The organism is Dinoroseobacter sp. PD6 (genome assembly GCF_028807315.1).
Lineage (GTDB): Bacteria > Pseudomonadota > Alphaproteobacteria > Rhodobacterales > Rhodobacteraceae > Dinoroseobacter > Dinoroseobacter shibae.
Window position 1 is genome coordinate 241,208 of the sequence record NZ_JARAMN010000002.1, and the last position, 25,717, is coordinate 266,924.

Below are 25,717 nucleotides of genomic sequence, written 5' to 3' on the forward strand. Positions count from 1 at the left end.
GGGCTGTTTCACCGCTCATGCACCCGGAGTGCGTCCATGCCCTTTACCCTGGCCATCGTCGGCCGCCCGAATGTGGGCAAATCCACGCTGTTCAACCGGCTCGTGGGCAAGCGTCTGGCCCTGGTCGACGACCAGCCCGGCGTGACCCGCGACCTGCGCGAGGGGGCGGCGCGGCTGGGCGATCTGCGCTTTACGGTGATCGACACCGCCGGGCTGGAAGAGGCCACGGATGACAGCCTGCAGGGGCGGATGCGGCGGCTGACCGAACGCGCGGTCAGCATGGCCGATGCCTGCCTGTTCCTGATCGACGCGCGTGTCGGCGTGACCCCCACGGACGAGGTCTTCGCCGACATCCTGCGCCGCTCCAACGCCCATGTCCTGCTGGGCGCGAACAAGGCCGAGGGCCGCGCGGCCGAAGCCGGGCTGATCGAGGCCTATGCCCTGGGCCTGGGCGAGCCGCTGGCGCTGAGCGCTGAGCATGGCGAGGGCATGGCGGAGTTGACCGGCGCGCTGATGCCGCTGATCGACGCGTTCGAGGAAACCGAGAACGCCGAGACCGAGGACGCGCCCGAAACCGATGTCGCCCTCGACCCGGATGCCGAGGAAGAGACCGTGGTCCGCGTGCCGACCAAGGCCAAGCCCCTGCAGGTGGCCGTGGTGGGCCGCCCGAACGCGGGCAAATCCACCCTGATCAACCAGCTTCTGGGCGAGGATCGGCTGCTCACCGGGCCCGAGGCGGGGATCACCCGCGACGCGATCTCGCTGGCCATGGACTGGGACGGGCTGCCGGTGCGGATTTTCGATACCGCGGGCATGCGCAAGAAGGCCAAGGTGCAGGAAAAGCTGGAGAAACTCAGCGTCTCCGACGGGTTGCGCGCGGTGAAATTCGCCGAGGTGGTGGTCGTCCTGCTGGATGCGGGCATCCCCTTCGAGCAGCAGGATCTGCGCATCGCCGACCTAGCGGAGCGGGAAGGCCGGGCAGTCGTGATCGCCGTGAACAAGTGGGACATGGAAGACGACAAGCAGGGCAAGCTCAAGGAGCTGAAGGAGGCCTTCGAGCGGCTCCTGCCGCAGCTGCGCGGGGCGCCGCTGGTGACGGTGTCGGCCAAGACGGGCCGCGGCATGGACCGGCTGCGCGACGCGGTGCTGCGCGCCCATGAGGTCTGGAACCGTCGCGTGCCCACCGCCGCGCTCAACCGTTGGCTCGGCGCCATGGTCGAGGCGCATCCGCCCCCCGCCCCGGGCGGGCGGCGCATCAAGCTGCGCTACATGACCCAGGCGAAAACCCGGCCCCCGGGCTTCGTGGTCATGTGTTCCTACCCCGAGAAGATCCCCGAAAGCTACACCCGCTACCTGGTCAACGGCCTGCGGGAGGATTTCGACATGCCTGGCACCCCGATCCGGCTGACCATGCGCAGCCAGTCGGACGCGAACCCCTACAAGAACCGCAAGAAATCAACGCCTTCGAGGCTGCGCAAGCATCTCGGAAAACCGTCTCTCAAGGGCTAGCGCCGCGCCTCTGCCTGCTCGGCGGTGCGCAGGATGTCGCGGGCGCGGGCATAGCCCGGGCTGCCCTGGGGCAGCAGCGCCATGGCGCGCCGGGCCTGCAGCCCTGCGTCCGAGACCCGGCCCGACATCGCGTGCCGCTCTGCCGTGGTGACCGACGCCATGCCGTTCTGGCCTGCCCGGGCATAGGCCTGTGCCAGATCGCGCAGCAGCGAGGGGTTGCCCGCGTCCCGTCCGTAAGCCGCCGCCAGCACCTCCAGCGCCTTGCGGTTGGACGCGGCCGTGTTCTGGGCGAGATAGGCCCGGCCGAGCTGCGCCAGCAGCAGCGGCTCGCGCGGGGCCAGCGACACCGCCCGTTCATAGGCCGCGACCGCCGCATCGTAGCGTCGCGATTCGAAGGCGAACTGGCCCTTCAAGGCGGTGTAGTAGGGGTCGTCCGGGCGCAGGGCGAGCAGCGCCTCGACCTCCCGCGCGGCGCGGTCCGGGTCGGGTTTCTTGTGATAGGCGATGGCGCGTCGCATCACCGCCACCTCGGAGCGGTCCGAGGGCGGCACCCGTCGCAGGGTCCAGTCCGGGTTGCGCAGAAACGCCGACAGCTTGCCCTGCAGCCGGGCGTACCAATAGGCGGCCTCGCTCTGGTCCGAGGGGGCGGGGGGGCTGGCCGCGGCGAACCCTTCGGCGGCACGCAGCCGGTCGCGGGTCAGCGGGTGGGTGCGCAGGTAGGGGTCCTGCCGCCCCGGCGACAAAGCCTCCTGCCCGCGGAAGATGTTGAGCACCTCGACCATCGCCACGGGCGAGACCCCGGCATTCGTCATGTAGCGGATCGAGCTGCGGTCGGCGGCGGCCTCTTCGGCGCGGGTATGGCCGAAAAACGCCCGCCTTGCCGCCCCGGCGGCGCCAGCGCCCAGCCCGATCGCCGCCTCGGGCGAGCCCGTCGCCGCCCCCGCCGCCGCGGCCAGGATCAGGCCCATCCGCGCAAACCGGTTCATCGCGCGCATGTTGTCGATCCGGCGCGAGATATGGCCGTTGGCGATATGGGCCAACTCGTGGGCCAGCACCGCCTGGACCTGTTGCGGGGTCTCCAGCCGCAGCAGAAGCCCGGAATGGATCACGATGGTCTGCGGGTCCGCCACAAAGGCGTTCAGCTTGCTGTCTTCGATCACCCAGATATCCACCCGGGCCGGGTTCACCCCCGCCGCGGCCATCAGAGGGGTGGCCAGCTCGCGCAGGGACCGCTCGATCTCCGCATCGCGGATCAGCGTCACCGCCTGCGCCGGCAGGGCCTGGAGCCACAGGCCCGCCAGAATCACGAGAACGGCCGCGGGATGGAACCACCGGCTGCGCATTGACCTCACCTCTTTGAAACGCGACATACCCCTGCACCCTAGGGAGACAGCGATGCAAAACTCAAGCCGATCCGAGGTCGATCCTTTTATCGTGATGGACGTGATGGAGGCCGCGCGCCGGGCCGAGGCGGCAGGGCGGCACATCATCCACATGGAGGTCGGCCAACCCGGCACCGCCGCCCCACTGCCCGCGCGGCGGGCGGTGGCGGCGCAGCTGGATGAGGACGCCATGGGCTACACCGTTGCCCTGGGCCTGCCGGAGCTGCGCCGCGCCATCGCGGGCCTTTACGCACGCTGGTACGGGGTGGACCTGGACCCGGCGCGGGTGGTGGTGACCTCGGGCTCCTCGGCGGCCTTCCTTTTGGCCTTCACCACCTATTTCGATGCCGGCGACCGGGTCGGGGTGGCCGAGCCCGGCTACCCGTCCTATCGGCAGATCCTCAAGGCGCTGTCGCTGACCCCCGTGGGTCTGCCCACCCAACCCGAGACCGGGCACCGCATGACCGCCGAAGCGTTGGCGCAGGCCGATATCGCGGGTGCGATCATCGCCTCGCCGAACAACCCCACGGGCACCATGCTGGACCGCGACGGGTTGGGCGCGCTCATTGCCGCCTGCCGCGACCGGGACCGGGTGTTCATCTCCGACGAGATCTACCACGGGCTGCATTACGGCGACCAGGCGGTCTCGGCGCTGGAGATTTCAGACGATGTCTGCGTGATCAACTCGTTTTCCAAGTATTTCTCCATGACCGGCTGGCGCATCGGCTGGATGGTCGTGCCCGAGGCGCAGGTCCGCGTGGTCGAACGGCTGGCCCAGAACATGTTCATCTGCGCCCCTCATGTGGCCCAGATCGCCGCCCTGGGTGCGCTCGGCGACGCCGCCTGGCCGGAGCTGGAGGCCAACCGCGCCGTCTATGCCGCCAACCGGCAGCTGGTCATCGACGGGCTGCGGGCCGCGGGGCTCGATGCCTTCGCGCCGCCGGACGGGGCGTTCTACGTCTATGTGGACACCGGCGCGCTCGCGTCCGACAGCCGGGCCCTGGCGGCCGATATTCTCGAAAAGGCCGGGGTGGCGGTCACACCGGGGCTAGATTTCGATCCGGTGCGCGGCCATGGGACCCTGCGGCTGTCCTATGCGCGGGCGACCGAGGATATCGCCGAGGGCATGACCCGGCTCACGAATTATTTTGCCGCGGCAGGCCCCAACCCGCTTTTGAATGGTTCCTGAAACCGCCCGGCTTGCCTATACTGCCGCCAAAAAAAGGATAATCGGCAGTGACACTGGACAGGCAATCGCGCTCTGGGCCGCGTTCGGCGCGGGTGTGGGCGGTATTTCTGGGGGCGATCCTTTCGGTGCTGGCCTTGCCCCTCTTGGCGCAGGAGCTGCGCGCCGTCGCGCGCATCGACCCGATCACGTCCTCGGTGTCGGGCACCACGGACGATTTACGCCTCACCCTCGGCCTGAGCCAGCCGGTGCCGTACCGGATCGAGGCCCGCCGCGACCCGGACCGGATCGTGATCGAGTTTCGCGAGGTTGATTTCAGCGGCGCCGAGCCTGGCAAATACCTCTCCTCCGCTGCCCTGCGCGGGGTGATCGCGGGGCCGGCGCGCCCCGGTTGGTCCCGGCTGGAGCTGCTCTTGAGCGCGCCCATGGGGCTTGAGACCGCCGAGATGCAGACCGATGCGACGCTCGGTTCCGCGCTGCTCGAAGTGACGCTAGGGGCCCGCAGCCGTGAAGAGTTCGACGCGGCCGCGATCACCGGCGATCTCGGCGTGGCCGCCCCCGAACCGCCCGATGTGCCCGAATTGGCCACGGGCCCCGAACGCCAGCGCGGCGACCGCCCGCTGGTCATCATGCTCGACCCCGGGCATGGCGGCTTCGACCCGGGCGCCGAGCGCGACGGCCATTCCGAGGCCGACCTGATGCTGACCTTCGCCCGCGAATTGCAGGAACTGATCATCCGCGAGAGCGGCCATACGGTGCTGCTGACCCGGAACGCGGACGAATTCGTCCCGCTGCCCGAACGGGTGCGCATGGCCCGCGAGGCAGCCGCCGACCTGTTCATCTCGCTCCATGCGGATTCGCTCTTGTCCGGGCGGGCCTCGGGCGCGACGGTCTACACCTTGTCGGACGTGGCCTCCAGCGAAGCTTCCGCCAAGCTGGCCGAGCGCATGGACCGCGCGAGCCTTCTGGCCGGGCTGGACCTGACGGCCCAGGACGACACGCTGGCCACCGCGTTGATGGACGTGGCAAGGCTGGAGGTCGCGCCGCGGGCGGCCCGGCTGGCCGACACCCTGGTGACCGGGCTGGGCGAAACCGTGGGCGATCTGCACAAGCGGCCCCGGCAATTCGCGGATTTCTCGGTCCTGCGCGCGCCGGACATCCCATCGGTGTTGGTGGAGCTGGGCTTCCTGAGCAGCGACAACGACCTTGCGCGGCTCCTCTCGCCGGAGTGGCGGGCGAACGCGGCGGAGGGGATTCGCCGCGGCATCGACGCCTGGGCGGTGGCCGACGCGGCCGAGGCCGATCTGGTCCGTCAGTGAGCGCGCGAGAGACGCCGACAGAGCCACCAGCTATGCCGGTCCAGCGCCGGATCCTCGGGTGAGAAACGCAGAACCGTGAACCCGGCCTGCCGTAGCATCCGCCGATAGGCCAGCGGCGCGTGGCTGGCATGGAAGATCGGCGCCCCCGCCGCTCGCCCGAAAGCCACTCCGCGCGCGGGGCCCGACGAAAACACCAGCACCGCGCCGCGCCGCGCATGGCGGGCAAAGACCGGAAACATCCGCGCCTGGTCCCGCAGCGACAGGTGAAAGAAACTGTCCCAGGCCAGGAGCGCATCGAACCGCCGCCCCAGGGCCAGGTGGCGCATATCCGCCCGAAGGGTCCGCGCGCCCCGGGTGCTGCGGCGGAAATGCGGCAGCATCCCCGCTGCGCCATCCACGCCCGTCACCCGAAACCCGCGCCACGACAGCCACCGCGCCAGCGGCGCGCCCGGCCCGCAGCCCAGATCGAGCAGGTCGCGCCCCGGCGCATGGGCCTGCACCGCCTGCAGCATTGGCAGCTCAAACAGCGATGTGTTGCGCATCCGCGCGAAATCATCGGCCACGCGGCCATAGGTCGAAAGCACCTGTTCGGGGGTCGGAGGCGGCGGCGGGGTCATGGACTCAGGCTACCGGCTCCATCGTTCCCGACAAGCCCGCCGAAGCCCGTCCGCGCACGAAGACGTGACGTCTCTCGGCGAAACCGCGCCCGTGCGTCCATTCTTCGCTTTTGACCCGCTGCCCCGGGGCGCGTATATCTGGGGGCTGATACCGGTATTGGGAGTACACGCGTGCTGCGTTTCGTTTTCGGGTTTTTCGGAGCCATCTTCTCGGCGGTGACGCTGGGCCTCTTCGCCGTGGCGCTGAGCATCGGCGCAGTGCTGTGGATGTATGGCCGCGACCTGCCGGACACCGAGGCGCTGGCGCAATACGCGCCGCCCACGATCTCCCGCGTCTATTCCGGCGAGGGTGCGTTGATGGACGAGTTCGCCCGCGAACGGCGCGTCTTCGCGCCCGCCGACGAGATCCCGGATCTGGTGAAACAGGCGTTCATCTCCGCGGAAGACAAGAATTTCTACGTCCACAAGGGGTACGACCCGCGCGGCATGGCCGCGGCGGCGTTGGACGCGGCAACGGGTGGGCCCTTGCGCGGGGCGTCCACCATCACCCAGCAGGTGATGAAGAACTTCCTTCTGGGCGGCGAGCGGTCGGCCGAGCGCAAGATCAAGGAGTTGATCCTGTCGGCGCGGATTGAGGAGACGCTCAGCAAGGACGACAGCCTCGAACTTTACATGAACGAGATCTTCCTCGGGCAGAACAGCTTCGGGGTCGCCGCCGCTGCCCAGACCTATTTCAACAAGACCCTGGCGGAACTGGAGCCGCACGAGGCCGCTTATCTCGCGGCCTTGCCCAAGGCGCCCTCGACCTATCACCCGGTGCGCGCCATGGACCGCGCGGTGGAGCGGCGGAATTTCGTGCTGCGCGAGATGTACGAGAACGGCTACCTGACCGAGGCGGCTTACCAATCCGCCCGCGCCGAGCCCCTGCGCACGGTTCAGAGCGGGGATTTCCCGTCTTTCCGCCGCGCCCTGCCGCCGCGGGACTACTTCACGGACGAGATCCGCCGCCAGCTTTCGGGTCGGTTCGGGGAAGAAGAGTTTTTCACCGGCGGGCTGTCGATCCGGGCCACGGTCGATCCGACCCTGCAGAAAGAGGCTGCCCGTGCCTTGCAGGCCGGGCTGGAGCGTTACGACCGCTCCCGCGGGGTCTATCGCGGCCCGGCGGAGCGGCTCGACCCGGCGCTGGTGGCGGCCGACTGGGCCGCGGCGCTGGACGATCTGCGCGTGCCGCGGGACATCGACGGATGGCGCCCGGCGGTGGTGCTGGACTTCGGCCAGGGCGGCGCATTGCTGGGCGTGGAAGGCGTGGCCGAAGGTGTGCCGCAGATCTTGCCGGATTCGGATGTGACATGGGCGCGGCCGCGCCGCGCGAATGGCAGTCTCGGCGCCCAGGCGCGCCAGGCCAGCGACCTTCTGGCCGTGGGCGACGTGATCCATGTGCGCGCCGAGGGCGAGAACACCTGGTCCCTGCGCCAGATCCCCGAGGTGCAGGGCGGCTTCATGGCGATGGACGTCAATACCGGCCGCGTGCTGGCGATGCAGGGCGGGTTTTCCTACCAGTCCTCGGTCTTCAACCGCGCGACCCAGGCCACGCGGCAGCCCGGCTCCAGCTTCAAGCCGCTCGTCTACGCCGCGGCCCTGGACACTGGTTACTCCCCGGCCACCATCGTGATCGACGCCCCGATCGCGGTCGACACCGGCGCGGGCGTCTGGCGGCCCAAGAACGCCTCGAACCGGTTTTACGGACCGACGCCCCTGCGGACCGGGATCGAACGTTCGCGCAACCTGATGACCGTGCGGCTGGCGCAAGAGGTCGGCATGGAAACCGTGGCCGACTATGCCGAAAGCTTCGGCGTCTATGAGGATCTCGAACCCTATCTCGCCAACGCGCTGGGCTCCCAGGAGACGACCTTGTTCAACATGGTTGCGGCCTACGCGATGTTCGCCAATGGCGGGCAAAGGGTGGAGCCGACGCTGGTCGACCGGGTGCAAGACCGCTGGGGCAAGACCGTCTATCGCCACGACCAGCGCACCTGCCTGGATTGCGATGCCGAGGCGCTGGCCGAAGGCACCGCGCCCCGGATCATGGCCAACCGCCGCCAGGTGATCGACCCGATCACCGCCTATCAGCTGACCTCGATGATGCGCGGCGTGGTCGAGCGGGGCACGGCGGCGCGGACCGTGAACCTGCCCGTGCCCATCGCGGGCAAGACCGGGACGACGAACGACGCCAAGGATGTGTGGTTCGTGGGCTTTTCGTCCAACATCGTGGCGGGCTGCTATATCGGCTATGACCGGCCCCGGACCCTGGGGCGCGGCGCCTCTGGCGGCGGAATGTGCGGCCCGGTGTTCAACCAGTTCATGGAAACCGCGATCAAGACCTACGGCGGCGGCAGGTTCACCGTGCCCGAGGGCGGCAGCTTCGTGAAGATCGACCGCTTCTCCGGCGCACGGCTCGAAGACGATGCCACCGGGCCGACCGTTGTGGCGGAGTATTTCCGTAAGGGCGAAGAGCCGTTTTATGGTGCTGGTGCGATCCTCGACGGTGGCTTCGCCATGGGCGCGAACCTGCCCATGTACACGCCCGACGGGCAACAGGGCGGCTCGGAGGAGGTGGTGACCTCCACCGGGCGCACGGCGGTGGTGCCGAAAAAGGCCAATGTCGGGACGGTGACGGCCGGCGGGCTTTACTGACCAAACCGCCGGGATGGGCGCCGACAAGCAGTTTCGAAACCGCTTGGCCCGTGGCGCGGACTGCGCCCCGCTCAAGGGCAGGATGTTTTTCCCGGTTGCGCGCCGCTCCGCGAGACGCCCGACCCTGGCGCACCCGGATCCGCGGTGGCCCAAGCGGTTTCGAAACCGCTTGGCCGCTGGCCCATCCCGCGGGGCTCTTGCCCGTCTGGCGGGTCTTGGCTACACCCGGACCCCGGGGGCCACGCCCCTTGCAACAAAAAGAGACACTCCCCCATGCGCGCAGAGATCCAGAACACCGTCGAAGCGATCCGCAAATCGCTGGACCTTCTCGCTCAGCGGCTCGATTACGAGACCGCGCCGCACCGGCTCGAAGAATTCGACGCGATGATCGAGGACCCGAACCTCTGGAACGATCAGGCCCGCGCCCAGAAGCTCATGCGCGACCGCCAGATGCTTGTCGATGCCATGAAGACCTACGAGGGCATCAAGCAGGAGCTCGAAGACAATATCGAGCTGATCGAGCTGGGCGAGATGGAGGAGGACGCGGAGGTCGTCACCGAGGCCGAGGAGGCGCTCAAGTCCCTCGCCGAGACCGCCGCCAAGAAGGAGATCGAGGCGCTGCTGGACGGGGAGGCCGACGGCAACGACACCTTCCTGGAGATCAACTCGGGGGCAGGGGGCACCGAGAGCTGCGACTGGGCCTCGATGCTGGCGCGGATGTATGTCCGCTGGGCCGAGGCCAAGGGCTACACCGTGGAGTTGCAATCCCAGAGCCCCGGCGAAGAGGCCGGGATCAAGTCCGCAGCCTACAAGATCAGCGGGCCCAACGCCTATGGCTGGCTGAAATCGGAATCCGGTGTCCACCGGCTCGTCCGCATCAGCCCCTATGACAGCGCCGCGCGCCGCCACACCTCGTTCAGCTCGGTCTGGGTCTACCCCGTGGTGGACGACAATATCGAGATCGAGGTCAACCCGGCGGATATCCGCATCGATACCTACCGCTCCTCCGGTGCGGGCGGACAGCACGTGAACACAACCGACTCGGCGGTACGCATCACCCATGTGCCCACGGGCATCGTCACCACCAGTTCCGAGAAGTCCCAGCACCAGAACCGTGATATCGCCATGAAGGCGCTGAAATCGCGCCTCTACCAGATGGAGCTCGACCGCCGCAACGCCGCCATCAACGAGGCGCACGAGGCCAAGGGCGACGCGGGCTGGGGCAACCAGATCCGCTCCTATGTGTTGCAGCCCTATCAGATGGTGAAGGATCTGCGCACGGGCTACGAGACCTCGGATACCGCGGGCGTGCTCGACGGCGATCTCGATGGGCTCATGTCTGCGACATTGGCCCAGCAAGTTGCCGGAAAAAGTCGCAGCGAGGCGCAGGGCGCCGACTGACTCCGGACAAAAAGCGGACCTGTCTGCGGGCGAGGCTACCTTGTGCCGCGGTGCCGTTGGGGCACCCTGACCAGGGAGACGTTCATGCCACGATCCACATCTTCGCCCCGCCTCAGCCGCCGGGCCGCCCTGCAACTGGGGGGCGCCGCGTTGGCCGCCCCGTTCCTGGCCCGCCACGCCCGGGCCGCGACCACCAGGCTCACTTTTCAGCTCGACTGGAAGATCAACGCCCAATTCGCCGGGCTCTTCATGGCCGAGGCCGAGGGACTCTATGCCGATGCGGGCCTGGAGGTCGAGATCCGCCCCTGGGCCGACGGGGTCAATGTCGCCTCCGAAGTGGCCGAGGGCCGCGCCCACATGGCCTGCGCCGAGCAGAACCTGATCCTCGGCGCCCAGGCCGCGGGTGCACCGATCAAGGCCGCCGCGACCATGTTCCAGGCCTCGCCCTACGGGCTGATGGCCCCGGCGGGAGCGGGCCTGAGCGGGCTGGAGGCGCTGCGGGGCAAGACCGTGGGTGTCCATGTGGACGGGCTGAAGGTCATGGCGTTGGTCAAGGGGGTGAACGGGATCGAGGAAATCGAAGTGGTCGAGATCCCCTATGCCGACAAGTTTGCGCGTGCGGTCTCGGGCGAGATGTTCGCGGTCCAGTGCTATGTCATCGACGAGCCGATCGGCGTGACCGCGCGATACGGTGCCGCGCCCGAGGTGCTGAAGCTGTCCGATCACGGGCTGTTGTCGACGGCCCAGACGATCATGGCCTCCGACACGCTGCTGACCGAGCAGCCGGAGGTGGTCGAGGCCTTCCTCGCCGCCACCTTCGAGGGCTGGGCACGGGTGCTGGCCGACAAGCCCGCCGCGGCCGAAATGGTCGTGGGCCAGTTCGTGCCCGACGGCTCGGTCTACAAGGACGTGGCGTATCAGACTCGCTGCCTGGAGCTGCTGGAGCCATATGTCACCGGCGGGACCGACGATATCGGCGTGATCTCCCGGCAGATGTGGGAAGAGGCCGCCACCCGCATGGCCGAATACGGCATCGTCGAGGCGCTGCCGGACCTGTCCACCACGCTCGCCGACACCGCCTTCGTGGCGTGAGCCGCACTTGTTCTCCGGCCCCGGTCATGGGGCTTTGTCCTGCCAGCGCGCGCTGCTAGTCTGCCGCCGAGGAGGACCGCCCCATGACCGATGCCAGCCCCGAGTCCGGTGCCCAGACCAGCCCGGCCTTCCGCCCCAAGGTCGCGCGCATCACCACCGATGATCTGCGCGCGGCCCTCGCCCTCGGCTGGTCGGACTTCAAGCGTGCGCCCGCCTTCGGGCTGTTTTTCAGCGCGGTCTATGTCCTCGGCGGGTTGGCGATGGTCTATATCCTCATGGCCACGGGCAAGAGCTGGGCGACCCTGCCGATCATCGTGGGCTTCCCGCTGATCGGGCCCTTCGCCGCCGTCGGGCTCTATGAGGTCAGTCGCCGCCTGCAAACCGGCGAGCCGCTGGACTGGGGCGCGGTGCTGGGCGTGGTGCTGGCCGAGAAGAACCGGCAGATGCCGTCCATGGCGGCGGTGATCCTGATCTTCTTCCTGTTCTGGAATTTCCTGGCCCACATGATCTTCGCGCTGTTCCTGGGGCTGGCGGTGATGACCAACATCACCTCGTCCTTCGCGGTGTTCCTGACCCCCAACGGGATGATGATGCTGCTGGTCGGCACGGGCGTGGGCGCGGTGCTGTCCTTCGTTCTCTACGGGATCACGGTGGTCAGCCTGCCGCTCCTGCTGGACAAGGAGGTCGATTTCGTCACCGCCATGATCACCAGCTTTTCGGCGGTGACCGAGAACCTGCGGGTCATGCTGAGCTGGGGCGTGCTGGTGGCGGTGCTGCTGCTGGTCGGCATGGTGCCCGCGTTTCTCGGGCTACTGCTTGTTCTGCCGCTCCTGGGTCATGCCACCTGGCATCTCTACCAGCGGGTGATCACCGCGGCCTGAGCCGCCGCGCCTTCGAGGTCCGCACGAAAAACGCGCCCCGGTTGCCTGGGGCGCGGTCCTGTCCATGCGAAAGGGATGGGGGGCTCAGCCCTGCGCGGGCTTGGCGGCCGGTTGCGGCGCTTTCTGCGGCGCGGGCTGCTGGTTCCCCAGCGGCGCCTCGCCCTGCGAAGCTTGCCTGGGTTTGCCGCCACCGCCCAGAGGGTCGTCCTGGCGTTGCACGGAGCCTTCGAAATGCGCGCCGCTCTCGATCGCGATGGTCTTGTGGATGATGTCGCCCTCGACCCGCGCGGTGGAGGTCAGACGCACCTTCAGCCCACGCACACGCCCGATGACCCGACCATTCACGATCACGTCGTCAGCAACCACTTCACCGTTCACGGTTGCTCCTTCGCCCACTGTCAGCAGATGCGCATGGATGTCGCCCTCCACCTGCCCTTCGATCTGGATGTCGCCGGAGGTGCGCAGGTTGCCCACGATCTTCAGGTCGGACGAAAGAAGCGACGGCGCCGGTTTCGGCTTGGCCGAGGCTACGGGCTTGCTGTCGGCGGCGGCACCGCGCGGGGCTGCGGGGGCGGCATTCGCCTCTGTCGCGTCGTCTCCGGCCTTGGGTCCGGGCTCGTTGATTCGGGATTTAGAGAACATTCTTGCCTGCCTTGATAAAGGTCATCGGATTCACGGGTTTGCCAGACTGGTGCACCTCGTAGTGCAGATGTACCCCAGTCGACCGGCCAGTGCTTCCCATATCACCGATCCGATACCCACGCGAGACCCGTTGACCTTCTTTCACACGCAGTTTCGACATATGCGCGTAGACAGTTTGATAGCCGAATGCATGGCGGATCTTGACCATGCGTCCAAAGCCGCTGTGCCAGCCGGCATCGACCACGACCCCGTCGGCGGTGGCGTAGATCGGCGTGCCATGGGCGGCTGCGAAATCCGTACCCTTGTGCATCCGCGTCCCGCCGCCTTTGGGGTCCCGGCGATATCCGAACGGGCTGGTGAAGCGGAAAGAGGCTTTTACCGGGGTCGCGAAGGGCAGCTGGTCCACCGCCATCCGATGTAGGTTTAACCGGTCGAGCCCGGCGAGGATCTCCCGCGTGCGATAGCTCATCTCGTCCTGGGGCAGGCTGCGGGTGGACTGGGTGATCGGCACCAGCGGCCCCCCCTGGCCCGAGGTGCTGCGGCGCAGCTCCTCCAGGATGCGGTCCGCCGGCACGCCGGCCTCTTCAAACATCCGCTCCAGGGGCGCGACCGAGACGGCCACTGCGTCCTCCAGGATCTCGAACACCCGATTGTTGCGCTCTTCGGTCAGCTGCTGGGTCAGCAGCAGCTCCTCGATCTCGGCGATGGCCGCGCTGTGCTGTCCTTCCAGCCCGTCCCGCTGCACCGCGGTGTCTTCGAGCGCACTGGTGAGGAAGGCGAGGGTCTGTTCCAGGTCACGCAACTGGGCGGCTTCGGTCTTCTCCGTGCCGGTCAGGGCGGCCAGTTCGTTCGCGGCTTCCTCCGCAGCGGCCCGGGCCGCATCGCGTTCGGCCATGGCCGCGCGCAGGGTGGATTGCACCACGTCCACGCCGGTCTCCAGCTCGGAGCGGCGCTTCTCGCTTTCCAGCAGCCGGGTCTGCATATCGCTGACTTTCTGGAGGGCTGCGGCGAACCGTTCCTGCGCGGCGCGGGCCTCCGCGGCGCGGGCGTCACGTTCTTCGGACAGGGCGTTGAGCCGTTCGGCATACATCTGCTGGTCGCGCAGCGCCTGGTCGCGGGAATCCCCCGCGCCGAGGGCGGCGATCAGCACCATGGCCGAGGCGAAGGTGGTCCAGCCCAGCAACCCGACACCGCCCACGGCCAGAACAGCCTGCGTGCCGCTGGTCAGCCGCACGAACCGCGTTGCATCATCCGATTTCAAGAAAAGACGTTTTTCCGGAAACAAGGCTTCCAGACGCCTTGCGAAGCGTGTTCTCACTGCCTGCACCCTCAGTTCCCCAACCGGTTGCGTCTCGTTAAGCCCTAAAGGGCGCGGACGCTTACCTTTTTCTAGGGCAACCTGTGTCGCAGTTGCAAGAACAATGGCCGAGGCGCGGATCTTCGCCCAACACCGTGGCGATTTTGGCAATTTCTTGCCGATTATGCCGCGATCTCAGGGGTCTGACGGGGCGATCTGCGCCTCGGGCTCGGTCAGTGGCCAGTAGAAATCCGGCGGAATCCCGGCCTCGGCGCGCTTTTCTGCGTTGAACGGCGGCTTGAGCGGGGCGTGGAAATACCGCCGCACGAGGGTGTGGAAGGCGTCCTTCGGGTCCATCTCGTGGCGCCCGCAGAGAAAGTGGAACCATTTCGACCCGTAGGCCACATGGGCGACCTCCTCGCCATAGATCACCTCAAGGGCGGCGACCGCCCCGTCGTCCTTGGCCTTGCGGAAGACCTCGATCATCCCCGGCGTCACATCGAGGCCCCGCGCCTCCAGCACCATGGGCACCACCGCCAGCCGTCCCATCAAATCCTCGGCGGTGTCCTCGGCCGCCCGCCACATGCCCGCATGGGCCGGCAGGTCACCATAGAAACTGCCCATCGCTTCAAGACAGTCGCTTACAAGATTGAAATGCTTTGCTTCCTCATCCGCCGCCTTGACCCAGTCGTCATAGAACCCGATCGGCATCGGCGTGTCGGTGAACCGCGCGATGATGTCCCAGTGCAGGTCCACGGCATTGAGTTCGATATGGGCCACCGCGTGCAGGATCGCCTTGCGACCCTCGGGCGAGCCCGGCCTCCGGCGCGGCACGTCGCGCGGCGATAAAAGCTCGGGTTTTTCGGGCCTTGCGGGGCGAAGCGGAGGTGTCGCCCTACCCACCGCCATGGGCGTGCCCGCCGCGCGGGCGGCGAACCAGGCCTGCGCGCAGGCCCGGCTCAGGGCGGTCTTGTCGCGCCCGCCCTGGGTGCGCAGAACGGCCTCGGCGCAGGCGGCCAGGGTGTCGGGCAAGGGGGGCGTGGCGTCGGGCATGGGCTCTCCGTTCCGGTTGCCCCCTTGGATCACAGGGCCTTGACGGCCTCAAGCACCTCTTCCACATGGCCCGGCACCTTCACCTTGCGCCAGATGTTGCGCACCGTGCCGGTCCCGTCGATCAGGAAGGTCGCGCGCTCGATCCCCATGTAGGTCTTGCCGTACATCTGTTTTTCGACCCAGACGCCCCAATCCTCGCAGACCGTGCTCTCCTCGTCGCTGACCAGCGCAACCGACAGCCCGTGCTTGTCGCGGAACTTGTCGAGCTTCTTCACCGGGTCCTTCGAGACCCCGATCACCACCGTGTTGGCGGCGGCAAAGGCGTCCAGATGCGCGGTGAAGCCCGCCGCCTGCTTGGTGCAGCCGGATGTATCGGCCCGCGGGTAGAAATAGAGCACCACATTGCGCGGTTTCTGGGCCGACAGGGTCAGTGTTTCGCCGCCGTCCCGCGGCAGTGTGAAGTCGGGGGCTGATTGGCCTGTTTCGATCATGGTATCCTCGCTGTACACTCGGCACGAAGGGTAGCCGCATCCGCGCCGAAAGAAAGGCGCGCCGCGCGATTTCTCGGAGGTACCGCCCGACGTGTCCGACCCGACCGTCCCCGACCCGGAGACGCAGCATCCCCCCGCGCAGGACAGCCGTCCGCGGTCGGGGCTTGTGGTGCTCATGGCCGCGGCACTCCTGCTGGCGGGGATCGGCGGGTTGGCGGCCTTCGCGCTGCGCGGCAGCGTCGCGGTGCCGGAGCCGCTGGTCCAGCGGGCGCAGGCGGTTCTGTCCCGGGCGCTGGACGGGCGCGGCGATGCGGATCTCGGCGGGATCGAGCTCTACCTGACCGAGGAGGGCAGGCCGCGGGTTTCGCTCACCGGGCTGACCCTGCGCGCCGCCGACAGTGTCGACAGCGTGACCTTGCCGCGCCTTGACGTGGTGCTGGCACGCCGGGCGCTGCTGCGCGGGGAGGTGCGGCCCGAAAGCGTGCGTCTCGAGGGTGCGCGCCTGCGGCTCAGCCGCGACGCGGACGGGCTGCTCAGCCTGGCGTTCCAGTCGGGCGGGGCGTTGACGCGGGTGCCCTCCCTGCCGGCGCTGATTGCCGAGATCGAGGCGGTGTTCGACATCCCCGCCCTGCAGGATCTGCGCCGCGTCACCCTGAGCGATCTGACCCTGGATCTGGCCGACAGCCGCCTGCGGCAGGTGGTGACCCTGTCGGGCGGCGAGGCGGTGCTGGATGTCAGCGAGACCGCCCTGTCGCTCGCGCTCGCGCTCGACCTGCCGGGCATCGGGACCGGGGCCTCCCTGCGGTTCACGACGCGCAAGGGCGATCCCGAAACCCGCGTCAGCCTGCGGATGGATGCGGTCCCGGCCCAGGTGCTGGCCCGGCAATCGCCGGTGCTTGCACCGCTGGGGGTGTTCGCAGGCCCGGTCTCGGCGCGGTTTGCGGGCGGGCTGCGCCCGGACGGGCGGCTCTCCGCGCTCGAAGGGCAACTGACGCTTGGCGCGGGTGCGCTGGCTTTGGGGGGCAAGGCCGCGCCGCTGGCGGTGTCGGAGGCCACCGCGACCTGGCGCTATGCCCCGGACCAGCGCCGCATGTTCATCGAGGATATCGTGCTCGACACCGACCGGCTGCGCCTGACGGGGTCCGCCCATGGCGACATCGCCGACGGGGCCGCCTCCGGCAGCGCCCCTGGCGGGTTTCCCGACCTGCTGCTCCATGCGGACCTGTCGGAGATCTGGGTCGACCCCGGCGCCCGCCTGCCGGGGCCCACCACGCTCGCCCGGGTGATGCTCGATGCCCGCTGGCGGACCGCCGCGCGGCGGCTGGAGATTGGCCAGCTTTACGCCGAGGACGCCGTGACCGAGGCCCGGCTGCACGGGGCAGGACGGTTGGAGCTGCCCGCGGGCGCGCCGCCTTTCCTGCAGCTTGAAGTGCAGACCACCGGCCTGCCATCGGCCCGTGTGCTCGACTTCTGGCCGGTCTCCGGGCGGGGCGAGAAGGCGGGCGCCTGGCTGCGCGAGAACCTGACCGGCGGCATTCTCGACAACGTCACAGCCACGCTCATGGCCACCCCGGGGGAACGGCCGAAGCTCGCCGCGAGCTTCGATCTCCGCGACGCGGCGGCCCGGGTGCTGCCGCAGTTTCCGACGCTCATGGCGGGTAGCGCCCATGGCACGCTCTTCGAGCACGAATTCATCATCCGGGTCAGCGAGGGCGAGATGGTCGTGCCCGACCGTGGCCCCGTGGATCTCGCGGGCAGCAGCTTCCAGATCCTCGACACCCGCATCCGCGGCGGCGACGCGCGGCTGCATCTCAGCGCCCGCGGCGCCGTGCCCACGGCCCTCGCCCTGCTCGACAGCCCGCCGATCTCCCTGCTGGACCGGGTCGCGCTGCCCCCTGACCGGCTCAGCGGCACGGTCGCCGCCCGGGCCGGGCTGACCGTGCCCCTGCGCAAGGGGCGCAAGGTCGATCTCGACACGCTCTGGGTCGATGCGAGCCTGTCGGACCTGCGCTTTGCCGAGGTCGCGCCGGGACGGGATTTCGCCGCGCCCGACCTGGACCTGACGATCACCGACAGGACCGTGACCCTGGCCGGGGCGGGGGCCTTGCAGGACGTGCCGCTGGAGGTGGTGCTGGCCCGCGCCTTCGACACGCCCGCAGGGGACGGGACCGAGATTTCCGGCACCGCGCAACTGACCGCCCAAGGGCTCGCCGCCCTGGGGGTCGTGCTGCCTGACGGCACGGTGAGCGGGCAGGGCGCGGTCGACTACCGGCTGCGCCTGCGCCCCGACGCGCCCCCGCGACTGGAGCTGACCGGCGATCTCGCCGGGCTCGGTCTCAGCATCCCGGCGCTCAACTGGCGCAAACCGGCCTCGGCCCCCGGCATGCTGACCGCCAGCCTCCGTCTCGGCCCGGTGCCGGCGGTCGATGCGTTCCGCCTCTCCGCCGCGGGGCTGGAGGCCGAAGGTCGCATCACCCTGCGCGAGGGCGGCGGCGGGCTGGACCGGATGGAGCTGGACCGGCTCGGTGTCGGGGATTGGCTCACGGGCCAGGCGGTGCTGACCGGGCAGGGGCCGGGCGTGGCGCCCACCGTGGCGCTCACGGGCGGGCGGCTGGATTTGCGCAACTTGCCGCGCGGCGACGCAGGGGGCGACGGGGCCCGGGCACCGCTGCAGATCGCGCTCGACACCGTGCAAGTCACCGACGATCTGCGCCTGACAGGCGTGCGCGGGGCCGTGGGCCGCACCGGCGGCGTGCTCGGCGGCACCCTGGCCGCGCGGGTCAATGGCGGCGCGCCGGTCTCGCTCACCCTGGCCCGAGCGGCCTCCGGGCGGCAAGCGGTGCAAGTGCAGGCCAGCGATGCCGGGGCCGTCCTGCGCGACGCGGGCGTGTTGCGTACCCTGCGCGGCGGCACCCTGGACATGCGGCTAGAAGTACTGGACGACCCGCGCATCCTCGAAGGACAGGTGCGCATCACCGACGGCAACATCGTCGAAACCCCTGGCGCAGTGCAGCTTCTGTCGGCCATCAGCATCGTTGGCCTGCTGGACCAGATGGCCGATGGCGGCATTGCTTTTTCCGAGATTGCCACCGGTCTCGCAATCTCGCCCGGCGGCATCACCCTGCGCGAGGGGCGCGCCACGGGACCGTCCCTGGGCATCACCTTCGAAGGGGTGGTCATGCCCGCCCGCGACCGGATCGACCTGCAAGGGGTGGTCTCGCCCTTCTATGCGCTCAACGCGCTGCCAGGGTCGCTGTTCGCACGCCGCGGCGAGGGGCTGGTGGGCGTCAGCTACCGGCTCGCCGGCTCCCCCTCGGCCCCGCAGGTGCAGGTCAATCCGCTCTCGCTCTTGACACCGGGCCTCTTTCGCGACCTTTTCCGCCGCGACCCCCCCGATCTGACGCAGTAGCGTCCCCAGACCGAGAGCCTGCCTGCCCGTGCATCTGTCCGATTTCGACTTCGATCTGCCCGAGACGCTGATCGCGACCCGCCCCGCGCGCCCGCGCTCCTCCGCCCGGCTGCTGGTGGCCGAGGCGCGGGGGCCGTTTCGCGACCGGCGCGTCACCGACCTTGTGGACGAATTGCAGCCCGGCGACCGGCTGGTGCTGAACAACACCAAGGTGATCCCGGCGCGCCTCTTCGGCACCCGCCACCGCGACAGCGCCCAGGGGCCCGTGAGCGCGAAGGTCGAGATCACGCTGCTGGAGCCTGCCTCCGAGGGCTGGACAGCCCTGGCAAAACCCCTGCGCAAGCTCGCCGAGGGGGAGGAGATCGTCTTCTCCGACGCCCTGCGCGCCACCGTGGCCGAGCGGGGTGCGGACCGGGTGCGGCTGGTCTTCAACTGCACGGGCGACGATTTCGACGCCGCCCTGGCTCAGGCCGGGGCCATGCCCCTGCCACCTTACATCGCTGCCAAACGTGCCGCCGATGCGCAAGACCGCGACGACTACCAGACCGTTTTCGCCGCGCGCAAAGGGGCCGTCGCCGCGCCCACCGCGTCGCTCCATTTCGACGAGGCGCTGCTGGCGGCCCTGCGCGCGCGCGGCGTGGAATTTTCCTTTGTCACCCTCCATGTGGGCGCGGGCACTTTCCTGCCGGTGAAGGTCGACGACGTGACCACCCACAAGATGCACTCCGAATGGGGGGAGATCTCCGACCAGGCCGCGGCCGAGGTCCTCGCGACCCGCGCCGAAGGCCGCCGCGTGATCCCCGTGGGCACCACCGCCCTGCGCCTGATCGAAACCGCCGCCGCCCAACCCGGCGGTTTCGGCCCCTGGGAGGGCGACACCGACATCTTCATCTACCCGGGTTTCGAGTTCCGTATCACCGACGGGCTGATGACCAATTTCCACCTGCCGAAATCGACCCTGATGATGCTGGTCTCGGCCCTGATGGGGGCCGAGCGCATCCGCGAGATCTACGCCCACGCCATCGCGCAGGAGTATCGGTTCTTCTCCTATGGCGACAGCTCGCTGCTGCTGCCGGACCGGGGGGCGTGAGCCCGAGGTCCGCTCCGATACAGGCCGGGGATCTTCCCCGGCATCCTCACCCCCGCAACCTGTCGAAGATCCGCGCCCAGCTGCGCGCGCCCTTCCGGAAGCTCTCCACGTCGTATTTCTCGTTGGGCGAATGGATGCCGTCATCGGTCTTGCCGAACCCGATCAGCATCGAATCCATCCCCAGGATCGACTGGAAATACCCCGCCACGGGGATCGACCCGCCCGCGCCGGTGAACGCCGCGTCCATCCCCCACTCATCGCTGAGCGCGGCGCGCGCCGCCGCGAAGGCCGGGTGCGCGGTATTCATGACCGAGGCCGGGGCCGCGCCGAAATCCTCGAACGTGACATCCACGTCCTCCGGCACGCTGGCCTCCACATAGGCCCGCAGGGCAGCGAGGATCGCATCGGGGTCCTGATCGCCCACCAGCCGGAAGCTGATCTTGGCGCTGGCCTGGCTCGGCAGCACGGTCTTGAACCCCGCGCCCGTATAGCCCCCCGTAATCCCGTTGATCTCGCAAGTGGGCCGCGACCACAGCATCTCCAGCACCCGGCGCCCGTCCTCGCCCGCCGGATGCGACAGCCCGACCGACCCAAGAAACCCCTCCGCATCGAACCCCAGCGCGTCCCAGGAGGCGAGCTGGTCCGCCGTCACCTCTGGCACGCCCGCGTAGAACCCCGGCAGGGTCACGCGGCCGGTGTCGTCATGCAGCCCCGCCAGGACCTTGGACAGCACCCGGATCGGGTTCGCCGCCGGCCCGCCGAAGCCGCCCGAATGCAGGTCCCGGTCCGCGCCGGTCAGCGTCACCTCGATCCCCGCCAGCCCGCGCAGCGAGGTGATGATCGCGGGCGCCCGGTCATCGAACAGCCCCGTGTCGCAGATCAGCGCCAGCTCCGCCCCCAGCATCTCGCGATGCGCCTCCAGGAAGGGGATCAGGGAGGGCGAGCCGCTCTCCTCCTCGCCTTCGAAGAAAAACACCACCTCCATGGGCAAAGGCCCGTTCACCGCCTTCCAGGCCCGGCACGCGGTCAGGAAGGTCATCAGCTGCCCTTTGTCGTCGCAAGCCCCGCGCCCGCGAATGACCCGGCCCGCGGTTGTGTCCTGCACCTCCGGCTCGAACGGTGGGCGATGCCACAGATCCAGCGGATCGACCGGCTGCACGTCGTAATGGCCGTAAAACAGAACCCGTGGCCCGCGCCCCGGCAGGTGCCCCACCACCATGGGATGGCCCGGCGTGGGGTGGGCCGCGGCCTCGGCCCCGAGCGCGCGCAACTCCGCCACCAGCCAATCGGCGGCCCGCGCGCAGTCCGGCGCATAGACCGGATCGGTGGAGATCGACGGGATGCGCAGCAGCGCCATCAGCCGATCGAGCGCCTCGGGTAACGTCGCGTCGATATGGTCCAGAACCGGGTCAAGGGCGGCGGGGGCGGTCGTATCGGGCATGGATGCTCACAAAAACAAGGGGATAACACCCCCGTACCCTACCGGCCCCGGCGCCGGTGTCCAGTCCGTGCGGGCCCCTGCGCGTCGGGTGCGGGTTGATCTCGGTCAAGGCAGCGTCATTTTGCGCCTTGTTAAACATCAAGAGCGCCGCCTAGCTATGCGGTGTCAGCGATACTTACAGCCCGCGGAGATCCCCCTTGGACTATACCGGCCATCTCGACACCGCCCTGCAACGCCTGCACGACGAAGGCCGCTACCGCACGTTCATCGACATCGCGCGCACCAAGGACGCGTTTCCGCGCGCGGTCTGGACCCGCCCCGACGGGCAGAAGCAGGATATCACCGTTTGGTGCGGCAACGACTATCTCGGCATGGGTCAGCATCCGGTCGTGCTCGCCGCCATGCACGAGGCGCTGGATGCCACCGGCGCAGGCTCCGGCGGGACGCGCAACATCTCCGGCACGACGGTCTATCACAACGCGCTGGAGGAAGAGCTGGCCGATCTGCACGGCAAGGAAGCCGCGTTGCTCTTCACCTCCGCCTATATCGCGAACGATGCCACGCTCTCCACCCTGCCGATCCTGTTTCCCGGCCTGCACATCATCTCGGACGCACTGAACCACGCGTCGATGATCCAGGGCATCCGCCACGGCAACTGCCCCAAGCATATCTTCCGCCACAATGACCTCGCCCATCTGCGCGAGATCCTCGAGAGCCTGCCGGCAGACGCGCCCAAGGTCATCGCTTTCGAGTCTGTCTACTCCATGGATGGCGATTTCGGCCCGATCGAAGCGATCTGCGATCTGGCCGACGAGTTCGGCGCGCTCACCTATATCGACGAGGTGCACGCGGTCGGCATGTACGGCCCCCGCGGCGCGGGTGTGTGCGAAAAGCTCGGCCTGATGGACCGGATCGACATCATCAACGGCACGCTGGGCAAGGCGTTCGGCGTCATGGGCGGCTATATCGCGGCCTCGGCCAAGATGGTGGATGCAGTGCGCTCCTACGCGCCCGGCTTCATCTTCACCACCTCGATCCCGCCCGCGGTCGCGGCGGGGGCGGCGGCCTCCGTGCGGCACCTGAAAACCGACACCGCCCGGCGCGAGGCGCACCAGATGGGCGCGAAGATCCTGAAGATGCGGCTCAAGGGGCTTGGCCTGCCGATCATCGACCATGGCAGCCATATCGTGCCCGTCCATGTGGGCGATCCGGTTAAATGCAAGATGATCTCGGACCGGCTGCTGTCGGACCACGGCATCTATGTCCAGCCGATCAACTTCCCCACGGTCCCCCGCGGCACCGAGCGTCTGCGCTTCACCCCGTCGCCCGTGCACACGCCCGAGATGATCTCGAAGCTCGTGCATGCCATGGACGATCTGTGGAGCCATTGCGCCCTGTCGCGCCGGGAGCTCAGCGCCTGACGCGCCGTCCCCGATTCCCTCGATCTGCCCACCGTGTCACGCCATCCGCGGATTTTCGCCTGATTTCCGGGCGGTTTGCGCGAGAAACTTCGCGTCGGCAAAATTAACTGCCCCCCCTCAGGGGATATGCTAACGTTTTCTTAGGCAGACCGCACTCGAATCGGTAAAAGCCGGGAACCAGTGCGAAAGTTAGGGCAGGTGGCATGATCGGGCGCAAGACACCGCGCACGGAAGATGACACGCCGAACCTGAAAGGGTTCGACGATTATGACCTGTCGCTTGGCGACGTGATGCGCGGCGAACGCGCCACCCTGAACAAGTCGCTCCTCGACGTGCAGCGTGAATTGCGCATCAAGGCCCCCTATATCGTCGCCATCGAGAATGCCGATCCGGCAGTGTTCGAAACGCCGGGGTTCATCGCCGGCTACGTGCGATCCTATTCGCGCTATCTCGGGCTCGACCCGGACTGGGCATTCCAGAAATTCTGCGAGGAGAGCGGCTTTGCCGGGGTCCACGGGATGCAGCCCGAGGCCAACACCGCCCGCAGTGACGCGGCCCGACCCGCGGCCAAGCGCGGCTGGCGCCGCAACCGCATCGAGGAAGACCCGGTCCTGGCCTCCGCCACCGCGCTCATGCCTCAGAGAACCGCGCTTTTCGACGGGTTCAACGCGGGTGCGCTGGGCTCGCTGATCGTGCTTGCCGCCCTTCTCGGCGGGCTCGGCTATGGCGGCTACGCCATATTGCAGGAGGTGCAGCGCGTCACCCTGACCCCGGTCGATGCGCCGCCCGACGCGGTGGTCGATGTCGACCCGCTGGCCGAAGCGGCGCTCGCGCGACCGGGATACGAGACCGCGGGCGTGCGCGCGCCCAGCACGAGCGCGCTGTCGCGGCTCTACCGGCCCGAGGCGCTGGAAGTGCCGGTGATGACCCCGCGCGACGGCCCCATCGCCACCATCGACCCCAATTCAATCGGCGTCTGGCGTCCCTCGGTCACCACGCCGCCCACGCCCACGCAACTGGCCGAGGCGGGCCCCGACGACACCCCCGCGGTGCAGGTCGTGGCACCCACGCCTCCCGCCGTGGCCATCGTCGCCACCAACCCGGCCTGGGTTCGGGTGCGCGCGGCCGACGGCTCGATCCTGCTGGAACGAATCCTGGAGACCGGCGAGAGCTTCGTGCTGCCGAACTCGGAGGCCCCGCCCACCTTGCGCGCGGGCAATTCCGGCGCGGTGTATTTCATGGTCGATGGCCAGACCTTCGGGCCCGCAGGGGCACCGGGGGCGGTCGCCTCCAATGTGATATTGTCGCGCGAAACCCTCAGCACCACCTTCGCCGCCGCCGATCTCGATGCCGATCCGGACCTGCGCGAGGTCATCGCCACCGCCGAGGCGCGGCTCACCGCGAATCCGGCCGATCTGCCGCCGGCCGAATAGACGCAGGCCCGTTGCCACGACGCGGCACCTCGCCTAGATTTACATCAGGTCTGTCAATCGGAAGCGCTTCCCATGTCGCATAACGCAATTCGTCCCTGGCGCAACATCTACCGCCGGAAGTCGCGCCAGATCCATGTCGGCCCCGTGCCCATCGGCGGCGATGCCCCGATCGCGGTGCAGACCATGACAAACACCCTGACCACCGACATTCCCGGCACCATCGCCCAGGTGCAGGCTGCCGCCGATGCCGGGGCGGATATCGTCCGCGTCTCGGTGCCCGATGTCGACAGCTCCCGCGCCTTGAAGGAGATCGTCCGCGAAAGCCCCGTGCCGATCGTTGCGGACATCCATTTCCACTACAAACGCGGGATCGAGGCCGCCGAAGCCGGTGCCGCCTGCCTGCGGATCAACCCGGGCAATATCGGCGACGAAAAGCGCGTCAAGGAGGTCATCAAGGCCGCCCGCGACAACAATTGCTCGATGCGGATCGGCGTGAACGCGGGCTCGCTGGAAAAACACCTGCTCGACAAATATGCCGAGCCCTGTCCCGAGGCCATGGTCGAGTCGGCGCTCGATCATATCAAGATCCTGCAGGACAACGACTTTCATGAGTTCAAGATCTCCTGCAAGGCCTCCGACGTGTTCCTCTCGGCCGCCGCCTACCAGGCGCTTGCGGACGCCACGGACGCGCCGCTCCATCTCGGGATCACCGAGGCAGGCGGGCTGATGTCCGGCACGATCAAGTCCGCCATCGGGCTCGGAAACCTGCTCTGGATGGGGATCGGCGACACGATCCGCGTCAGCCTCTCCGCCGACCCGGTCGAAGAGATCAAGGTCGGCTATGACATCCTCAAATCCCTCGGCCTGCGCCACCGTGGCGTCAATGTGATCTCCTGCCCATCCTGCGCGCGGCAGGGCTTCGATGTGATCAAGACCGTCGAGGCGCTGGAACAGCGGCTCGAACACATCAAGACGCCGATGAGCCTCTCGATCATCGGCTGCGTGGTGAACGGACCGGGCGAGGCGCTGATGACCGATGTGGGCTTCACCGGCGGCGGCGCCGGGTCGGGCATGGTCTATCTCGCGGGCAAACAGAGCCACAAGATGTCCAACGAGCAGATGATCGACCATATCGTCGAGCAGGTGGAAAAGAGAGCCGCCGAACTCGACGCGATCGAAGCCGCCGAGGCTGCGCAGGACGCCGCCCGCGAACCGGCAGAATAACCCCGCCCGGTGGTGCCCGCGGGACCACCACGGATCGCCGCAACCCCTTGGCGATGGGCGCGCGTTACGCAGTACGCACCGCCGTTCAGGCCGGCGATCGGCGGGCGCAAATTCCCCGGGCGCGCGGTCCGGCAC

19 protein-coding genes are annotated in these 25,717 nt (G+C 68.5%); 12 read left to right on the top strand and 7 right to left on the bottom strand.

Features of this window, described 5'->3' with window-relative positions; all coding sequences use genetic code 11:
* The first annotated feature begins 36 nt into the window (after positions 1 to 36).
* Entirely contained in the window at positions 37 to 1,509 is a 1,473-nt protein-coding gene (gene der / locus PVW48_RS04590) for a ribosome biogenesis GTPase Der (RefSeq protein WP_012177838.1), read from the top strand.
* Here the strand turns inward: der and PVW48_RS04595 are convergent.
* Positions 1,506 to 2,852, bottom strand: a complete 1,347-nt coding sequence (locus PVW48_RS04595; RefSeq protein WP_012177839.1) for a M48 family metalloprotease — start codon at positions 2,850 to 2,852, stop codon at positions 1,506 to 1,508. The two genes, der and PVW48_RS04595, sit on opposite strands and share 4 nt — an antisense overlap.
* A 52-nt stretch (positions 2,853 to 2,904) precedes the next feature.
* On the opposite strand from PVW48_RS04595, the gene PVW48_RS04600 reads away from it, so the two are divergent.
* The gene (locus tag PVW48_RS04600; RefSeq protein ID WP_274580476.1) at positions 2,905 to 4,080 is read left to right on the top strand and encodes a pyridoxal phosphate-dependent aminotransferase; all 1,176 of its coding nucleotides are present in this window, start codon (positions 2,905 to 2,907) and stop codon (positions 4,078 to 4,080) included.
* Positions 4,081 to 4,127: 47 nt separating this feature from the next.
* Positions 4,128 to 5,396 carry an N-acetylmuramoyl-L-alanine amidase gene (locus tag PVW48_RS04605; RefSeq protein ID WP_012177841.1) on the top strand — a complete coding sequence of 423 codons (1,269 nt, stop codon included), beginning with the start codon at positions 4,128 to 4,130 and terminating at the stop codon, positions 5,394 to 5,396.
* Here the strand turns inward: PVW48_RS04605 and PVW48_RS04610 are convergent.
* Entirely contained in the window at positions 5,390 to 6,013 is a 624-nt protein-coding gene (locus PVW48_RS04610) for a class I SAM-dependent DNA methyltransferase (RefSeq protein ID WP_274580477.1), read from the bottom strand. The genes PVW48_RS04605 and PVW48_RS04610 overlap by 7 nt on opposite strands.
* A 171-nt stretch (positions 6,014 to 6,184) precedes the next feature.
* Between PVW48_RS04610 and PVW48_RS04615 the strand changes: the two genes are divergently transcribed.
* From PVW48_RS04615 to PVW48_RS04630, 4 genes are all read left to right on the top strand, one after another.
* A complete protein-coding gene (locus PVW48_RS04615) occupies positions 6,185 to 8,707 on the top strand; it encodes a penicillin-binding protein 1A (protein ID WP_274580478.1) in 2,523 nt (840 codons plus the stop codon).
* Between the two features lie 273 nt (positions 8,708 to 8,980).
* Entirely contained in the window at positions 8,981 to 10,108 is a 1,128-nt protein-coding gene (prfB, locus tag PVW48_RS04620) for a peptide chain release factor 2 (RefSeq protein ID WP_274580479.1), read from the top strand.
* Positions 10,109 to 10,192: 84 nt separating this feature from the next.
* Positions 10,193 to 11,200, top strand: a complete 1,008-nt coding sequence (locus tag PVW48_RS04625) for an ABC transporter substrate-binding protein (RefSeq protein ID WP_274580480.1) — start codon at positions 10,193 to 10,195, stop codon at positions 11,198 to 11,200.
* Between the two features lie 83 nt (positions 11,201 to 11,283).
* A complete protein-coding gene (locus PVW48_RS04630; protein ID WP_274580481.1) occupies positions 11,284 to 12,081 on the top strand; it encodes a DUF2189 domain-containing protein in 798 nt (265 codons plus the stop codon).
* 84 nt (positions 12,082 to 12,165) lie between these two features.
* On the opposite strand, the gene PVW48_RS04635 is transcribed toward PVW48_RS04630, so the two are convergent.
* The 4 genes from PVW48_RS04635 to bcp form a co-directional block, all read right to left on the bottom strand.
* Positions 12,166 to 12,723, bottom strand: coding sequence for a bactofilin family protein (locus PVW48_RS04635; RefSeq protein WP_012177847.1), 558 nt, complete (start codon positions 12,721 to 12,723; stop codon positions 12,166 to 12,168).
* Entirely contained in the window at positions 12,713 to 14,041 is a 1,329-nt protein-coding gene (locus tag PVW48_RS04640) for a DUF5930 domain-containing protein (RefSeq protein WP_274580482.1), read from the bottom strand. The genes PVW48_RS04635 and PVW48_RS04640 overlap by 11 nt, the downstream gene beginning before the upstream one ends.
* A 174-nt stretch (positions 14,042 to 14,215) precedes the next feature.
* Positions 14,216 to 15,073, bottom strand: coding sequence for a ferritin-like domain-containing protein (locus PVW48_RS04645; protein ID WP_274580483.1), 858 nt, complete (start codon positions 15,071 to 15,073; stop codon positions 14,216 to 14,218).
* Positions 15,074 to 15,102: 29 nt separating this feature from the next.
* On the bottom strand, positions 15,103 to 15,564 hold the full coding sequence (gene bcp / locus PVW48_RS04650) for a thioredoxin-dependent thiol peroxidase (RefSeq protein WP_012177850.1): 462 nt from the start codon (positions 15,562 to 15,564) through the stop codon (positions 15,103 to 15,105).
* Positions 15,565 to 15,655: 91 nt separating this feature from the next.
* On the opposite strand from bcp, the gene PVW48_RS04655 reads away from it, so the two are divergent.
* The gene (locus PVW48_RS04655) at positions 15,656 to 18,973 is read left to right on the top strand and encodes a YhdP family protein (protein ID WP_274580484.1); all 3,318 of its coding nucleotides are present in this window, start codon (positions 15,656 to 15,658) and stop codon (positions 18,971 to 18,973) included.
* Between the two features lie 28 nt (positions 18,974 to 19,001).
* On the top strand, positions 19,002 to 20,063 hold the full coding sequence (gene queA, locus PVW48_RS04660; RefSeq protein WP_274580486.1) for a tRNA preQ1(34) S-adenosylmethionine ribosyltransferase-isomerase QueA: 1,062 nt from the start codon (positions 19,002 to 19,004) through the stop codon (positions 20,061 to 20,063).
* A gap of 46 nt (positions 20,064 to 20,109) precedes the next feature.
* Here the strand turns inward: queA and PVW48_RS04665 are convergent, their stop codons facing one another.
* Positions 20,110 to 21,504 carry a M20/M25/M40 family metallo-hydrolase gene (locus tag PVW48_RS04665; protein WP_274580487.1) on the bottom strand — a complete coding sequence of 465 codons (1,395 nt, stop codon included), beginning with the start codon at positions 21,502 to 21,504 and terminating at the stop codon, positions 20,110 to 20,112.
* A 197-nt stretch (positions 21,505 to 21,701) separates the two neighbouring features.
* Between PVW48_RS04665 and hemA the strand changes: the two genes are divergently transcribed.
* From hemA to ispG, 3 genes are all read left to right on the top strand, one after another.
* Positions 21,702 to 22,925: a 5-aminolevulinate synthase gene (gene hemA, locus PVW48_RS04670; protein ID WP_274580488.1), complete on the top strand. Its 1,224-nt coding sequence runs from the start codon at positions 21,702 to 21,704 to the stop codon at positions 22,923 to 22,925.
* Between the two features lie 203 nt (positions 22,926 to 23,128).
* Complete coding sequence (locus PVW48_RS04675; RefSeq protein WP_274580489.1) at positions 23,129 to 24,358, top strand: helix-turn-helix domain-containing protein; 1,230 nt, start codon at positions 23,129 to 23,131, stop codon at positions 24,356 to 24,358.
* Positions 24,359 to 24,430: 72 nt separating this feature from the next.
* Positions 24,431 to 25,582, top strand: a complete 1,152-nt coding sequence (ispG, locus tag PVW48_RS04680) for a flavodoxin-dependent (E)-4-hydroxy-3-methylbut-2-enyl-diphosphate synthase (protein WP_012177856.1) — start codon at positions 24,431 to 24,433, stop codon at positions 25,580 to 25,582.
* The last annotated feature ends 135 nt before the right edge of the window (positions 25,583 to 25,717 follow it).